At 44.7% G+C, this 17515-nt stretch carries 8 protein-coding genes; 1 reads left to right on the plus strand and 7 read right to left on the minus strand.

Annotation, left to right across the window (positions count from 1 at the left end; genetic code table 11):
• Window positions 1–58: 58 nt before the first annotated feature.
• On the minus strand, window positions 59–4213 hold the full coding sequence (locus AC59IL_RS35395) for a two-component regulator propeller domain-containing protein (protein WP_496556984.1): 4155 nt from the start codon (window positions 4211–4213) through the stop codon (window positions 59–61).
• Window positions 4214–4423: 210 nt separating this feature from the next.
• Here AC59IL_RS35395 and AC59IL_RS35400 point away from each other — a divergent pair, with 210 nt between their 5' ends.
• Entirely contained in the window at window positions 4424–5734 is a 1311-nt protein-coding gene (locus tag AC59IL_RS35400) for an alpha-L-fucosidase (RefSeq protein WP_496556985.1), read from the plus strand.
• Window positions 5735–5797: 63 nt separating this feature from the next.
• Here the strand turns inward: AC59IL_RS35400 and AC59IL_RS35405 are convergent, their stop codons facing one another.
• The 6 genes from AC59IL_RS35405 to AC59IL_RS35430 form a co-directional block, all read right to left on the minus strand.
• Entirely contained in the window at window positions 5798–8266 is a 2469-nt protein-coding gene (locus tag AC59IL_RS35405) for a glycoside hydrolase family 95 protein (RefSeq protein ID WP_496556986.1), read from the minus strand.
• Window positions 8267–8276: 10 nt separating this feature from the next.
• Window positions 8277–10208, minus strand: a complete 1932-nt coding sequence (locus AC59IL_RS35410; protein WP_496556987.1) for a glycoside hydrolase family 97 protein — start codon at window positions 10206–10208, stop codon at window positions 8277–8279.
• A 26-nt stretch (window positions 10209–10234) separates the two neighbouring features.
• Window positions 10235–12664 carry a glycoside hydrolase family 31 protein gene (locus tag AC59IL_RS35415; protein WP_496556988.1) on the minus strand — a complete coding sequence of 810 codons (2430 nt, stop codon included), beginning with the start codon at window positions 12662–12664 and terminating at the stop codon, window positions 10235–10237.
• Window positions 12665–12769: 105 nt separating this feature from the next.
• The gene (locus AC59IL_RS35420; RefSeq protein WP_496556989.1) at window positions 12770–14317 is read right to left on the minus strand and encodes a glycoside hydrolase family 43 protein; all 1548 of its coding nucleotides are present in this window, start codon (window positions 14315–14317) and stop codon (window positions 12770–12772) included.
• Between the two features lie 91 nt (window positions 14318–14408).
• Complete coding sequence (locus tag AC59IL_RS35425; protein ID WP_496556990.1) at window positions 14409–15797, minus strand: family 43 glycosylhydrolase; 1389 nt, start codon at window positions 15795–15797, stop codon at window positions 14409–14411.
• A 36-nt stretch (window positions 15798–15833) separates the two neighbouring features.
• Complete coding sequence (locus AC59IL_RS35430) at window positions 15834–17495, minus strand: alpha-L-fucosidase (protein ID WP_496556991.1); 1662 nt, start codon at window positions 17493–17495, stop codon at window positions 15834–15836.
• Between the last annotated feature and the right edge of the window lie 20 nt (window positions 17496–17515).

Below are 17515 nucleotides of genomic sequence, written 5' to 3' on the forward strand. Positions count from 1 at the left end.
TATTAACAATGATTGAAAAATGGTTCAGGAATGTTTTATCAGCCTAAGCAGCAAAATATCACGGGCTGGCATCCTCATTATCATCTTTGCCAGCATCATTAGCAGTGTTATGATATGTGGAAGGCAGTACGCCGAACTGCGTTTTGAAGTACCTGGAAAAATATTTGGGGTTATTGAAGCCGGTTTCATAGGCTACTTCGGCCACGGTTTTATTCGTTTTTTGCAGCAATAGGGCTGCTCTCTCCAACCTTATCGTACGGATATATTCAATAGGTGTTTTACCGGTTAGAACAAAGAATTTTCTGTATACAGCCGAGCGGCTCATGTACAAGGCACGACTGAGGTCTTCTACCGAAAAATCGGGATTTGAAATATTTTTTTCAATGATCGTTATTGCGTTTTGAACAAACTTTTCATACGATCTTTCGTCTTTAACCTCTATATCAACGTTCTTTATTTCTACTTTCATCGCAAATGTTTTGCGCATGGCCTGCTGTTGCAATAACAGGTTTTTTATTTTGCTCAGCAGGATCTCAAAATTGAAAGGTTTGGTGAGGTAATCGGATGCGCCCGTTTCAATACTGCGCAATTGCTGTTCATCCCCGGTCAAAGCGGTTAATAAAACCACCGGGATATGTTGCGTTCGCCGGTCATTTTTTATTTTATGGCAAAGCTCTATGCCGGTTGTTCCGGGCATAATAATGTCGCTTACTATAATGTCGGGGTGACCCGAAAGTGTTTTCTGCCAGCCTTCCTTTCCATTCACAGCGGTTATAATATTGTAGTATTCAAGCAGGTTATCTTTCAGGTAAAAAAGAAAGTCTTCACTATCCTCTACCAGCAATATGGTAAATTTTTTGCGGCGTTGGTCGCGTTGCACCGGCGTGTTAATGACTTCTGCCACTTTTGCGTCCGCTTCCACTCCTGTAACGGCGGCATTGTCGCCGGCCGTTTCAACCAGAGCTTTCAATTCCCTGAGTGGCAACAGCACAGTAAAACACGAGCCTTTAAACTCTGTGCTCTCCGCATGAATAGTGCCGTTAAAGAGATGCACAAATTCTTTGGTAATGGCCAGGCCAATTCCGCTTCCCTGGTTGATCATGGTGCCGGGAACGTCGTGCTGAAAAAAACGTTCAAATATTTTCTCCTGTCTGTTGGCAGGTATTCCTATGCCGGTATCTTTTATCTTAATTTGAAGTAATGCATCTATGCTGTTTTTTTCGATCGTTGCGTCAACAGCCACTTCTCCATTTGCAGCAGTAAACTTGAAAGCATTTGAAAGCAGGTTAAACAGGATCCGTTCCAGTTTGTCGTGGTCGAACCGGGTGACCAGGCTTTCTGAAGGCCCATTATAAGAAAAACGGATCTGTTTTTTTTCAGCGATATCAGTAAAGGAGTAGCAGGTTTCCCTGATAAAATGTACAATATCTCCTTCGGTGGGGTGCAGTTTCAGTTCGTGAACTTCCATCTTTCGAAAATCGAGCAGCTGGTTTACCAGGTTAAGCAGGCGCCGGGCATTCCGGTGGATCAACTGGTATTGTGGCTGCAAAGAAGGCTCTGTAGCAGAGCGGATTATTCTTTCCAGTGGCGTAATGATCAATGACAGTGGGGTTCTGAATTCATGGCTCATGTTGGTAAAAAAACGGATCTTCATCATATCCACTTCGTGCATGCGTTGCGCTTCTTTTCGTTCCTGTTCAAAGGCGAAACGGGTGCGGGCCCGCCGGATCACCATCCGCCTGGCGACAATCAATATACAAATAACAAACAGTGCATATAAAAAATAAGCCAGCTGCGTTTTCCAGAAAGGTGGCAAAATGATGATGTTCACCGCAATTCCCTTTTCATTCCATATACCATCTTCATTCGATGCCTTTACATAAAAGGTGTATTTTCCGGGGTCCAGGTTTGTATAGGTCACTTTACGCAAGCTGCCATCGGAGTAAAGCCAATTGTTGTTAAATCCCTGCAGCCGGTAAGCATATTTATTCTTGCGGGTATTAATATAACTAAGTGCTGCAAATTCCAAAGAGAAAATATTCTGATCGTATTTCAGCCTGATCTCATCTGTTTCAGCGATCGCTTTTTGCAACACGACCTGATTCCCGATCTTTTCACCAGCTGCTATATCCTGATTAAAGACCTGAAGGCCGGTCAATACAACCGCAGGTGCATAGGCATTTATCTTTAATTGAACGGGATTAAACAGATTAAAACCTTTTGCACCGCCAAATATCAATTCTCCGCTGCTGGTTTTAAGCACTGCATTTTGATTGAACTGTTTTTCCTGAAGGCCATCGAGCCGGTCGTAATTAAGGCAATTAATACTATAGCTCTTTCCGGGCAAATGCTTATAAGTAATCTTGCTGATGCCGTTGGGGGTACTGATCCATAAATACCCGGCATTGTCTTCAGCAATGTCTAAAATAGTGTTATCCGGCAACCCGTCTTCTTTTCTGAAAACCTGAAAACTATTATTACCGGCATTGTAAATATTAAGGCCATCTCTGGTACCCGCCCAAATTGCACCGCGGCTATCCTGGAAAACAGTATTCACATTATCATTGCTTAAACCGGTGCTTGTTGAGAGTAATAGCTTAAAGGATAGCGAGCCTTTGAATTTCACCTCTATACCATAGGAAGTTCCTACCCACAAACTGCCCTGCCTGTCTTCGGTTATGGAAGAGATAAATCCTGTATGTACAGAATTAGGTGCACCGGGTTTATAATGAATAAATTTTTTGGTAAGGGCATCAAATCTATCAAGCCCGGTTTCATATGCGCCAATCCAGAGATCGTTATTTTTATCTTCATAAATTTCCCACACCCGGTCATCGGCGAGGCTGTTGGTATCTTTGTTATGGTGACGGTAGTGTTTAAAGGTGTTACCATCATAACTATCCAGTCCGCCATAATAAGTACCGATCCATAATATTTTATTATGGTCAACCCAAAGACTCACGATGACGTCGTTGCAAAGGCTGTTATCATTAGCCGGATCATGCCTGAACTGTTTAAAGGTATTTCGTGTGCGGTCGAAGTAAATGAGTCCGCCGCCATTGGTGCCTATCCAGATATTACCTTTGGCATCTTCTGCAAAACGGTTCACATCATTGAAAGGGAGACTGAAGGCATCCGACTCCTTGTGGGTATATAATGGGAATTTGTTGATCCCATCCTGGTAGTAATTAATGCCCTGCTTATAGGTTCCTACCCACATGATGCCTAAATCGTCTTTATATATTTCCGTAAGGCTGTTCTGCGTTAAACTTTTATCGTCGCCCTCTTTATTGAGCACTACGCGCACCCTCATGTTCCTTTTATCCAGCACATTCAATCCGCCATGATCGGTGGCGATCCACAAAAGCCCTTTATTGTCTTCCGCCATGCTCATTATAATATTACTGCTTAATATGGTCTTTCCTTGATCTTTAGCTATATGCTCAACCGTATTATTTGTCATATTGACGCGGTATGCGCCATTAAACACCCCTCCTGCATAGATCCAGCATTCACGCTGCGAATCAATAAAAAGATGGTAAAAATTATTGCTCCCGTTCAATTTTTGTTGCAACACTGTTATGTGGCCAATCACTTTTTTTGAGGCCCCATCTATCTTTTCAATAAGGGCGTTACTATAAATAACCCAGAGGCTATTACCTGAGTCCCTTTTTACATCTGCTATGGCAAAGGGTGGCAGCGATTTATTCCGTAGTAAAGAAACTACTGGTTTATTATGTTCATAATAATAGAGACCGCTATCGGGAAAAACAAACCAGTATCCGGCCCCTGCCTGAACAATATCGGTAAGTCCGGCGCCTGGGAGCCCCAATTGCTGCAGGAATTTATCAATACGGCGCTCGAATTTTTCTGTAACGGGGTCGTAAATATTAAAGCCGGTCCCTACCTGGATCCATAATTTTTTATATGGACCGCCTACAATTTTTGAAATATAATCGTCGCTTAGTGAAGTAGTATCTTTTATTGAATGGTGGAAAGTTTTAATTATATAGCCATCATACCTATTTAGCCCGCTCATAGTGCCAAACCACATAAATCCCCGGCTGTCTTTATAGATCGCAGTAACCTGGTTGTGCGACAAACCCTGACTAAAATCAAGATGGCGAAAATGATAATCAGGTTGTTGAGCTTGTAATGGACGGGTACAGCACAACACACAAGCAATCGCAATCAACTTAAAAAGCAGTTTCATAAGAATGAATAGCAGTGATGCTCAATTTAGAAAATAATTCGCACATGGAAAGTTGCTTACGGCACAAAAACGAATGGGAATCAGTCACCTGCAACATTCTATACCCTTAATTGCAACATTTGAGCACGCGGTTTCAAAGAAAATACAGGTTACTTTTACAACAATAAATCAAGTGAAAGATTGCTGTTTATGAAAATACGACCGCTGGCAATGAAAAGATCCTTTTTAATGCTGTCGCTAATTATCATCACACACAATTCCTTTGCACAGGTAGTTGTAGATTCCTCCCTGCTGCTTTCGGAAAAAGACATGCAATGGTGGAAAGATTCCAAATTTGGATTGTTCATTCATTTTGGATTGTACTCCGTTCTGGGCGAGGGCGAATGGGCTATGTTCTATAAAAGGATGGACACGAGTGAATATGGAAAACTAAAAGACTCGTTCACCGTTTCAAAATTCTCCGGAAAAAACTGGGTAGACGTTGCCAGGCAGGCCGGATGCAAATACATGGTGGTAACGTCGAGACATCACGACGGTTTTAGTTTGTTTAATACCAGTTTTGGTAATTACAATTCAATGAACAGTCCTGCAAAAAAAGACCTGATCAAAGAATATGTTGATGCAGCTCATGAAGCCGGAATGAAAGCAGGTATTTATTATTCTCCGCTCGACTGGCGGTATCCCGGTTTCTTTTTTCCTGATCTGTATTATTCCAATGCCCTGGAAATGAAAAAGCAAACCTACACCCAGGTCCATGAGTTGTTAAGCAATTATGGCAAGATCGATATTTTATGGTATGACGGCGGAGAAGATAACTGGCTTGGCTTTGGAGGTTTGATGTGGGATGGTGGCAAAGGTTGGTACACCCGAGGTTTCGAAAAACCTTACAAAGGAAAATTCAGCTGGGAGCCTGTCAAGCTGAATTCAATGGTAAGAGCACTGCAACCAACAATCGTGATCAATCCCCGCAGTGGATGGATGGGTGATTTTAATACCCAGGAAGTAACATTGAGAGGAAGAGAAAGCAGGCCCTGGGAATTGTGCACCAACCTCAGTCAAACGGCCTGGGGGTGGACGCCTGATGCAGCAAACCACATGATGTCTCTTGACAGTTGCATCCGTTTATTGGTGTCTGTTGTATGCCAGAATGGAAATTTATTGTTAAACGTTGGTCCCAAACCAGACGGAGAAATTGAGCCTGCACAGGTACAACGCTTGAAAGAGATCGGTGATTTTCTTTCCCAATATGGAGAAAGCATTTACGGCACAAAAGGAGGCGTGTGGGATGCAAAATGGGGCGGAACCACTTTTACAGATAAAGCGATCTACATTCATGTTTTAAAAGTTCCTTCCAATGGAAAAATTATGCTGCCATCTGTTTCCAAAAAAATTACCTCTGCAATATATCTGGGAACGAAAGTAAAGGTAAACTTCATGCAAAGTGGGAGTGAAATTGAATTAAACGGGATCACCAATAAAGAAAACAAAACAGATGTGATCGTGAAGCTGAATCTGCAATAGTTTCGATCTTATATTATTGGGCCCATGCTTCACTTTCCAACTCCACGTATGCCGTAATTAGAGTCATTTGCCAGGCAGAACAATGTATTGCTGCCCTTTCTTCATTGTTACTGAAAGCACGAAATCATCCCCTTCCTGCTTTGCCCTGGCAGCATTCACAACGAATGTTCCGTTGTTCCTTATGCGGCACACTCCATCTGTGGCGGCCGTGATCGTTGCTTTGCGTAGTTTTCCCTGAGTCCATTGTATATCTACGGTAAATCCGCCGCGCGCTTTCAATCCTTTTACGGCTCCCTCTTTCCAGGCAGCCGGCAGTGCGGGTAAAAGATGCACTTCTCCCAAATGACTTTGCAATAACATTTCCGTCATACCGGCCGTTCCAGCAAAGTTGCCATCTATCTGGAACGGCGGATGCGCATCAAAAAGATTAGGGTAAGTACCACCACCGCCTTTTCCGTCGGCGCCGGAATAGTTCAGCAACTGACGAATGAGTTTATACGCGTGATCGCCATCCAGCAAACGCGCCCACCAGTTGATCTTCCATCCACGGCTCCAGCCGGTACCGGCATCTCCCCTTGTTTCCAGCGTTTTCTTTGCTGCTGCAAAAAACTCCGGTGTATTGTTCTTCGAGATCTGTCGGCCCGGATGCAAACCAAACAGGTGGGATACATGACGGTGCTGCGCATCGGTTTCTTCAAACTCTTTATACCATTCCAGTAATTCGCCCCTGCTTCCTGTTCTCAACGGATACAGTTCTTTTCTTACTTCGGTTAACCGGTTACGGAATGACTGATCTGTATGCAACGCTTCGGAAGCTTCTATTACATTCGTAAAGAGGTCCCAGATGATGGACATATCCATCGTTGTAGCAACGGATACAGCCTGGGCCCGGCCTTTTGCATCGCGGAACTTATTTTCGGGAGAGGTAGCAGGCGCCGTTACCCAATATCCACTACTGTCCTTCACCAGCCAGTCAAGACTGAATAAAGCCGCCTGCTTCATGATGGGGTATGCTTCTGCCAGGAATTTCTTATCCAGGGTAAATGCATAGTGCTCCCACAAATGCCGGCAAAGCCAGTTGCCGCCCATATACCAGTTGGCCCACACGGGATCGCCGGCGCCAAGATCACCCACCGGGTTGGCGCAACCCCAGATATCTGAATTATGATGTGCTACCCAGCCGTTGCAATGATAAAACTCACGGGCTACCCGGGCGCCGGTTACCGAAAGTCCCTTCAACCATTGCAGCAGCGGAAGATGCATTTCAGACAGGTTGGTGCTCTCCGCCGGCCAGTAATTCATTTGCGTATTGATATTGATCGTATAGTTGGAACTCCAAGGAGCTCTCAATTCTTTGTTCCAGATGCCCTGCAAATTTGCCGGCGGCCCGCCCGGCCTCGACGAAGCGATCAGCAGGTACCGCCCGTATTGGTAGTATAGGGTCTCCAGTGCAGGATCATACGCTCCTTCTGAATAGGCTTTTAATCGTTTGTCGGTAGGCAACAGGCTGTTTGTATTAGTTACAGCGCCTGTATCCTTAATTATAAACGAAACCCGGTTAAAATAGCACTGATGATCTTTCACATGTGCCTGTTTTAACTCAGCGTAGGACCTTTTCGCAGCCTCATTGATCAGGGCAGCGGCAATAGCCTGCTCGTTTTTTCCTTCCTTATCGGGACATTTATCAAAACCATTGAAACTGGTGGCAGCGGAGATGATCAGTACCAGTTCTGTGGCATGCTGCACGTGCAGCCCTGAAGTGTCTGCAGTGACCCGGCCTGTTTGGGTAACGGCTTTTACGCGGCACTGAAAGCGCATACCGTTACAGCCTGTTGTATCTTCATAAATAACGTGCTGCCGGTCTTTTGGATTATAATAGCTGGGATCTACATGCGCAGGCGCCTTACCACTCATGATCACCTCATTGTTCGCTTTTGCGGCTATGGTGTAATGCAAAGGGCTGTTTAATGCTACCAAAAGATCGATAGCACGGGGAAAGCTGGCATGTATGCGGATGACCATTACGTTGGCAGGCGCCGCACAGAAAACTTCGCGCGTATATTCCACTCCATCAACCGTGAAACGGGTAGTGGCAATAGCGGTTTGAAGATCCAGCTCGCGGTGGTATGCAGACGGGGTACGCCCATTGAACGATTGCTTCAGCAACAGGTCGCCCAGCGGCAGGTACGATTCGGTAAAATACCCCTGCATCTTCCTGGCCAGCTCATTTGCTTTTGAATAATCCTGTTCCTTCAGCAACGCTTCCCGGATGCGAGAAAGATATTGAAAGGCCTCCGGGTTTATCTGTTGTTTAACCGGGCCGCCGCTGTAAAGCGTGCTTTCATTCAGTTGGATAAGTTCTTCCTCAACCCGCCCGAAAACCATTCCGCCTATATGGCCATTGCCCACCGACAGGGCTTCCACCCATTGTTCGGCCGGCTTATCGTACCATAAGCTGAGACCGGACTGTGCACATATTTGTTTGGATAAAGAAAGCAGGAATATAATGAACGATACAGTAACAATACGCATAGCAATCATATTAATACATTGGGATCAACGATGCAGCAAACCCACCCCTGCGTAGCAACTTAACATCAACGGAAGCTGATCTATCCACCACCAGGTATTGCGTTGCAAAATCTTTATCGTGCTTCCCATCGGCTATCAAAGTCAGTTTATATTTTATGCCGTCGGGTAAAAAGTCAAATTTTACTGTTTTGTTTTTTTCTCTTTGCTCTGCATTGATGCCGCCTATATACCAGGCATTTCCTTTGCGGCGGGTAATGATCACCTCCTTACCGGGGTAACCATCCAGCAACCTTATATCATCCCATGCATTGGGCACCTGCTTTAAAAATGTTTTAGCGGCATCGGGTAGCTCATAATAGCCTTCGGGCCGGTCTGCCATGTGTTGTATGCCGGATTCAAAGAGTACGCTCAATGCCAGTTCATGTGCATAGGAGGTAACATGCGGATATTGTGAATTGGTAAATGTAACCGGGGTGTAATCCATTGGGCCAACTACATTGCGGGTAAATGGAAGCGTGGCATTATGCTCAGGTGCAGGCATGGTAAAATCAGGCGTGTTGTTGTACCACTCGGCGCCACGCACGGCTTCATGCGTCATCAGGTTCGGCCAGGTCCGCTCCCACCCTCTCGGTACAATACAGCCGTGGAAGTAAACCATCATTTCAAATTGAGCGGCATCTTCTAAAATGTCCAGGTAATATTTGATCATGTCCTGCTTCTCGCTTTCAAAAAAGTCAACCTTCACGCCGGCAAATCCCAGTTGTTTCAGTTTGGTGAATTCTTCCACCCGGTTTTGATGCGTCAGCATCCGGTCGCGGGGTGTGGCGGTTACATAGGTGTGCGGTCCGCCTGAATTATACCAGATCAGGGGTTTTATGCCTTTTGATTGGATATACTTTGCCGCATCTTCAAGGTTGCCCCCATTACCCATGGCATCCCACTCCCAATCGAGCAGGGTGTAAGGCCAGTTCATCTCAGCCGCGAGATCTGCAAACCCGCAAACAGTTTTATAGTCTTTGGTGCCATGATTGCCTGACCAATAATTCCAGGAGGCTATTCCGGGTTTGATCCAGCTCGTATTTTTTATAACTGATGGGGTAGAAACATCATTCACTAAAGTAGACCCGACTATATCGGCCAATGTTCCCATAACAACCACCCGCCAGGGTGATTTCCAGGGAAGCGTTATAGCAGGCGTGGATTCTCCAAGCCCTCTTCCATCTTTGGGGTTTGGAAAGGTGAGTTTGTATTTCGAAGTATCAGCCGCATTGCTCAATTTGGTACCACAGTAATCCCGGTTCACATCTGCTTCATGCAATAAGAACCAACAATCTTTATTACCTGTATTAAAAAGCGCCGGATACCCCCATTCGCCTGACAATATTTTGTTATTATCCATTGCTGTATACAGGCCTTCGTTGGCAGGATTCCATTTCTCCATCCACCGCGTGGTTTCCCGCGGAATGGTATAAGAAGTTAATTCATCCTTTACAACAAAGCTTCCCTGTTTTTCGGGAAACTCATACCGAAAAGCAATGCCGTCATTGTAGGCCCTGATAATGATATTCAGTTTTGCTTTCGTTGGATTTTCAAAAGAGACCACTACCTCGTTCGCAGAGTTTTTGCAAACAGATCTTTTGCCGTGCAGCGCCGTGTATTCTTCATTAATTAATATTGGTTTACCTGCTTTCAAAAATTTTAATTCCTTTGAAAAATCCTGGTCGCTACGGGATAAACCCAGATCGATACGGGGAATAGCTTCGGTAATTTTTCCGTTGTTATTGTAAGATGCTTTGATGTACCACTCACCAGGATCATTGCCTTGCTGGTTGAAAAGTTCTACAACGATCTTTTGATCAGGAGATTGAAATACCGTTTTTTGTCCGAATACCATGCTGCTGAAAGCAGCGAACAGCATCACAAGAACTAAGGGACGCTTCATACTATTGTTTGCCTTTTGTTTATTTCTTAAAATTTTACAACCAGTTTTTTCCCTGTATAAGTGATTACCCTGTCTGCCTGGGCCGTTACATTTTCGCCAACGCCTTTGTTCACGCCAACGATCACCATGTTGAATTTTCTTTCGGTAAGCATTCCCGGGAACGAACCGTTTTTATCGCTGATGGTTAAAGTCTTTCTGGCGTCATCCCAGGTGAAAGTGATCGTAGTATAGACTCCCTTTTCATAATTGTAATTATCATGCTCGTCCTCGTATAAAACAAATCTTCCGTTTGCGCCCGGATAAATCCTTATTTCAAGGTTGTCCCATTTTTTTTCTTCTGCATATTGAACAGAAGGCCCCACAGGAACGATAGAACCTGCTTTCACATAAAGAGGAATGATATCGAGCGGCGTTTGCCTGCTTACTTTTTTACCGCCGGAAAATTTTTCAGCAGTCCAGAAATCATACCAGTCCACCCCTGCAGGCAAATAAGTTTCTTTCGAGCTGGTTGTGCTGAAGTCTTCCACCTGCATGGCATCTTTTTCGCTACCACCAGGCTTTACGTACATCGCGTTGGTAACCGGACTTACCAACAGGGATCGGCCAAACATATATTCATCGTTGATATCCAACCCATTTTTGTCTTTTGGAAAATCCATTACCAGGCCACGCATCATGCTCGATTGATTGGCAGTGACATCCCATGAGGTGGAATAGATATAAGGCAATAAATGATAGCGCAGGTTGATGTATTTTTCAATAGCGTCGTAATATTTATTGCCTGCCTGTCCGAATTGATAGATTTCCCTTGGCGCGTCTGTACCATGCGAACGCATCATAGGGGTAAAAGCGCCGAACTCCAGCCAGCGAACATATAATTCACGATACTCGGGGTCTTCCAGTTTTCTTTTAAACCTTGTAAGAAAGAATCCCCCGATATCAGCATTCCAGTAAGGTATACCGGTAAGTGAAAAATTCACACCTGAAGCGATCTGGTTCCGCAACGCAGTCCATGATGAAGTTACATCACCCGACCAGGTATTGGCTCCATAACGTTGCTGACCTGCAAATGCCGAACGGGTAAGGATAAACACCCGCTTGCTGGAATCAACTGCCCGTTGATGCGTTGATACGCCCCCCACCGTCATCAAAGGAAAGGCATTGCGAACTTTTCTGAATGACCCCAAAAAGGTCTTATCATCAAAATCCGACGGTTTAACATCGAGATGGTCCGGTTCTGAAGAATCCATCCACCAGCCATCCAGGCCGAGCTTATACATATCTGCCAAATATTTCCAGTAAATATCACGGGCAGCAGGATTGTAGGGGTCATACACCCGAACACCCGAAGGGTAGTCGCGTCTTGGAGGCCATAATTCAGACCCTGATTGCGGCCATGTTGTAAAATGCATCAACGCCTCTATTTTCTCCAGGTCTTTGTATTGCTTTGTTTGAGGCCCAAACGAATTCCAGATACTAATGATCATATGCGCATTCATATGGTGAACATCGCTCACCATCTTTTTGGGGTTGGGATATTCAGGATTTAAAAAATCCATGGCATTCCACAAATAGTTGCTGCCCCAATATTGCCAGTCCTGGATAATACCATCAAGAGGCACCCCGATCTTGCGGTATTGCTTTACTACATCCACCAACTCATCCTGGCTTTTATATCTTTCTTTACTTTGCCAATAGCCATAGGTCCACAACGGGAACATAGGCGCCTGCCCTGTCAATTCACGCATGCGGGCAATCACCCCATCGGCATTGGCGCCGTACATGAAATAATAATCAACCCCTTCTCCAACATCCGATTTAAATGAGGTGCCTTCCGGATTATCAGTAAACACCGTGGGAGAATAATTATCCCAAAAAACACCATAGCCTTTTACCGATTGAAAGAAAGGAATATAATCATCCAGGTTCCCCTGCACCATGTTCAGCGTTACATTACGCTGACTCATTTTACCCTGCTGTTGCTGACCAAGGCCATAAACAGGTTCATCTTTATCCAGTACAAATGATTGCTGAACGGTCAGGGTATTATTGCCTGCATCATTGAATGGTGTAAATTGTACGCCACCTGGTTTTTCTTTCACCAGCAATTCACCATTTACTGTTGAATAAACGATGTCACCGGTTTTCAGGTTAAGCGCGATATTGAGTGTTGTCGTTTGTAAGTTTGCCAGATCACCCTGTTGCTTAACATTGAATGCTGCTTTTTGCGGCTTCTCTATAACGGAAAGACTTTCTTTAGTGAAAGGGCGTCCATCGGGATATTTCAGTACTCTTACGGTTGAAAGACCATAATATTGAATTTCGATCGCCGTGGAATTGATTATTGCTTTAATCCCAAGATCTGTTTTTTGAAAGGATTGTGCATTAGTTATATTACTAATAGCTAAAGCAGTTAACAGCAACGAAAATGTGCTCCATTTAATCATGACAAGCATCGTAAATTTTTACTTAATTAATTTATTCAAAATGTCAAACCTAATCCAAAAGCCCGCCATTACTATTGCACAAAAAAGACTTTCTTTTGGCTTAATCCGACTTTTTTACTTTTCTTGTTTGCTATAATCGTATCGAAACCAGTCAACATCCACGTATCCCTTATCTTCCTTCGTATTGAAATTAAAGATCCCGATACGGTCGCCCCGGTAGCTACCCCAGGTCAATTGACAGGCGCCTCCAAAAGATTGATAAAACTTACCATCGTTACTAAAAGCATAATGACTGATTCCGCTGGCATCCCATGTTGACCGGAGCCAGATCGACTTTCCGGTAACGGCCGCAACTGTAGTATCTTTCGCATTATCCGAATAAACCAGGCTGCGTATTCCATTCTCCTGTCTGATACCAAACAAACTATTGCTGGTAGTTGAAAAATGTGTCAATCCCGCGAATTGGCCATCAGACATCTGGTTGATGTCGATTTTTACGGTTGCTACATTGGCAGGCGTCCGCATGCTGCGTTGCGTGAGGGTGTTTCCTGCCCGAAGTATAATGCTTCCGGGTTTATTTGCATGAATGGGCGTAAAAGCATACAAGCGAAGAAAACCGCTGTGTTCTGTCAAAGACCATTTGCAGGCACGGGGTTGATAGTTCCATTCCCATTGAACATTTAGTTTTCCGGCATTGAACTCATCACTGCTTTGAATAAACAATTTCTTTTTGTATGCTATCGGTTTTACGCCTGTCCAAACCATGCGGCCGATGGTGTCGGCGCCTGGCTCGCCAATGACCGGCCAGCCATCGATCCAGTGAACAGGCAACAAACTGGCGGCACGGCCTTCCCAATCTCCACTGCCATGATGGGTGAGAAAATACCATTTACCGGTTGGTGTTTGCAGCAATCCACCCTGGTTCGGTTCCCTATCGACTTTCCCGTTAACATGATTTAATTGTTTGATTTCCCAGGGGCCGTATACGTTTTTCGAACGTTCCATCATGATCACCCGGCCTTCCGGTTTTACTTCACTGAAATAGTGGTAGTACAATCCATCGATCTTATAAAGCTTGTTTGCTTCACTTCCATTAGATTGATGTATGATGGAATCTGACTCCAGGATGAGGCTTTTTCCATCGGGCGCCATTTTAAATAAATGAATGTTATACTTCTTTTTGTTATTTGGATCAGGGGCAAACCTGGTAGCAATAAAATAGAGCTGCCCATCGTCATCGCAAAACGAACAGCAGTCGTCCCAACCGTTCACTTTCCATAATTGATGAATAGGTTCCCAGGGACCTGCAGGATTGGCAGCAGAACTCATAAAAAAACCATCATCAGGTGTTCCGAAGTACACCCAGAATTTGTTCTTATAATACCTGATGGAACCTGCCCAAATGCCTTTGCCATAACAATTCATCCGGTCCCAGTTCATTTGCGGGCTAATGCGTGTAAGGTCGTCAACCACATGACCGGTAATTTCCCAGTTGACGAGGTCTTTGGAATGAAGCACTACCATGCCCGGCGAAAATTGCATGGTGGAAGATATGGCGTAATAATCCTCCCCTACCCGTATGGCGTCCAGGTCGCTGTAATCTGCCGGGAGAACAGGATTAACATACGTACCATTTCCCTGGTCGCCCCAGTTCCCGTTCATTTGCGCCTTCAAACATATACCTGTCAATTGACAACAAAACAGGAGAGATAAAAATTTAAGCCGAATCATCTAAAAATAAGCCGTTTACTTTTTAATAAATATGCCACTCCCAAATACCATTGACGCCACTTAAAATTTTCACCCGTAAATAGCGGGCTTTGATATTCAATAGATCCCTGTGTGGCGATTCTATAATAACCTGCTGATGTCCGCCACAAGGTTTCCAGTCTTTACCATTAACAGAATACTCCAGCACATAAGCATGTCCTGCGGCCGGACGAACAAAATACACTTCGCTGCGTTTGATTGGCTGCGGTTTTCCTACATCTGCAACGATCCAGGATGTTGAATCTTCATCAGCTGCCATCCACCTTGAACCGTTTGCATCATCAAAAGCAAACTGTGAAGAAAAAGTTTCCGTTCTCTTAAATAAAGAATCCTGGTTTCGTTTAACGATCAAACCGGAACGAACACTTGATGCTTTCGAGTCCACGACCCTGATCCTTTTTTCAGGTGGTACGGGGTGAAGCGGACCTACACCGTTCAGCGTTAGCTCAACAGGACGAATGGTCCCATTTTCATTGAACGCCAGCTTGTTTACATAGGTTTGGCGGTTAGTGCTTCCGCGGCCATATTCCAGGTAAGCAAAATAGTGATCATCGGTGCCCGGTACATTAAATACACAGCCATGACCGGGCCCAAAGATCTGCCGTTCATAATTGGTAGTAGTGATAATATCCTCTTCAGGAAATTCGAATGGCCCAAGCGGTGATGTCCTGCTCATTCCATAAGCATATTGGTATTTTTCATTACCACCCAGCGTGTACAGGTAATAATAGACCCCTTTTCGTTTAAAGAAGATGGGCCCTTCAGAATACCCCTGCCGTTTTGTAGCGATCTGGATGACAGAAGTAGTATCTACAGAAACCATGTCCGGGTTCAGTTTAGCCGCAAACCTGCGCTGCCAGAAAACATACGCCTGCCCGTTACCGTCAATAAAAACCTCGGCATCGATACCGGCAGGCCCTTTAGGATCTTTTGATCGTAACAGCGTTGCTGAAGTAAAAGGTAAAGAAAAACTGTCAACTCCCTTTGCGAGCCTGAAAGGCCCGTCAGGAGAACCGGCAACGGCCGGGTACATAAAACCATTCACTGTCGGGTAGATATAGTATTTGCCGTTTGCAGCAATAGCCTTGCTGGGCGCCCAGTATTTTTGCCCCACTGCTGAAGGAAAATAAGAACCCGAAAAACTCCAGTGCACAAAATCTTTCGACTTCCATACAACCGGCGGACCGGATGTTTTTAAACCCTGACCATACCCATCTGTTGTCGCATAACAATAAAAAGTTCCGTCAATTTCCTGGATGCTGGCATCAGCGATCATATCAGGAACCAGGGCATTACCAAAGGGATTTGCCGGCTGGGCTTTTGCTGAAAGAACAGGAACGAAAAAAAGACAAGTCAAAAATGTTTTCATCATAACACAACAAAAATAATTCACACCAGGAATCCTTTTTTATGAAAGGACTTTTATCACATTTGCATAACTCAATTCATCGGAAGGTTTTGCAGGTAAATAAACAACCAACCCATTTTCATTTCTTTCGAAAACGAGAGACTGTTTTGTAGGCGCCCATTCCACTTTTTGAATTTCTTTAGGGAAGTTTTGACTGTTCTTTGCCAGGCTTTTTATAACCAGTTTATCATTTTCAGGCCAGCCCATGGCAGTTGCATACAGCGCATCGCCTTTTACAGCAAATCGAATGTCTTCATGAGTAAATGCTTTTCCTTTTCCTTCATTAAAACCCTGTGCATTGAGCTGGGCAGCGGCTTGTTGTGCAGGCCCTTCACCAAATATTTTCCATGGTCGGGTACCGTAAATGCTTTCGCTGTTTACTTTCATCCATGCCCCTATATCCTCAACGACCTTTCTTTCTTTTTCATCAATGGTGCCATCACCCCGCACAGGGATGTTGAGCATTAAATTCCCATTCTTGCTTACTATATCAACCAAAGTTTGAATAACCGTCTTTGCTGTTTTGTAACCATTTCGTTCGTATAAATCACGATCATAATGCCAACCTCCGATACAGGTATCGGTTTGCCAGGGCAGCGGCTGGATCTCATTTGCCTGTCCCCGTTCAATATCCCACACCATGGCTTTGCGCTGGTTCTCATCCAGGATTTTTCCGTTGATCACTGCACGGAGTTCGCCATGGTCTTTGATACTCTTGTTGTAAAGGTGGGCGGCAATACGCAAACCGGCATCGCTAACGGGCCAGAACGGAAGCTGCGAATCATCGAAATAAACTACATCGGGATCATACTTGTTGATAAGGTCGATTGTGCGGTTGTAAAATTTTTCAATATAGGCTTTGTCTGGTGGATAAACGCCATTACCCCATCCCCACTGCCTGTGAATGGAGCCGTCATTCAAACTGTTTTCACTCAATGGATGATTTTGCGCATACAGTTCCTGCGGGTCCAGGCCATTCCACCATTTTCCCTTGCCATCTGCCCTGGTCAATTTTCCATCATAAGGAATACCTGCATATTGACCGGTCTTATCGGAACGTTGCGCCGATTCAAACCAGCGCCATGCATGTGATGCATGCACGCTTACCCCAAATGGAAGCCCATTATTTTTTGCAGCCTTCGCCCAACCGGCGATCAGGTCCTTTTTAGGGCCAATTTTAACTGCATTCCAATGCTCCTGGTACTTACTGTTGTATAAATCAAAATTGTCGTGGTGATTGGCCAGGGCCATAAAATATTTTGCACCCGCATTTTTATACAAACTCACTAATGCCGAGGGGTCCCATGTCTCCGCTTTCCATACGTTGATCACATCTTTAAATCCAAACTTCGAAGGATGACCATATTTTTCCAGGTGAATTTTATATTGCCGCGAACCTTCCTGGTACATTCCTCTTGCATACCAATCGCCTGCTTCCGGTTCACATTGCGGTCCCCAGTGCGCCCACATGCCAAATTTTGCATCCCGAAACCAATCAGGTGTTTTATACTGCTGCAATGATTCCCAGGTAGGGTTGAACGGGCCTTTTGCAATGGGTTCGCCCGGATATTCCGTTTGGAAAAGATCGTTGCCCCATACATGTGATAACCAAAGGGAAGGCAGCGATGCTGCCATTCCCTTTATTAAAGTTCTTCTTTTCATTTATAAAAGTTATGCATTTG

Source organism: Niastella sp. sgz303648 (genome assembly GCF_059587045.1).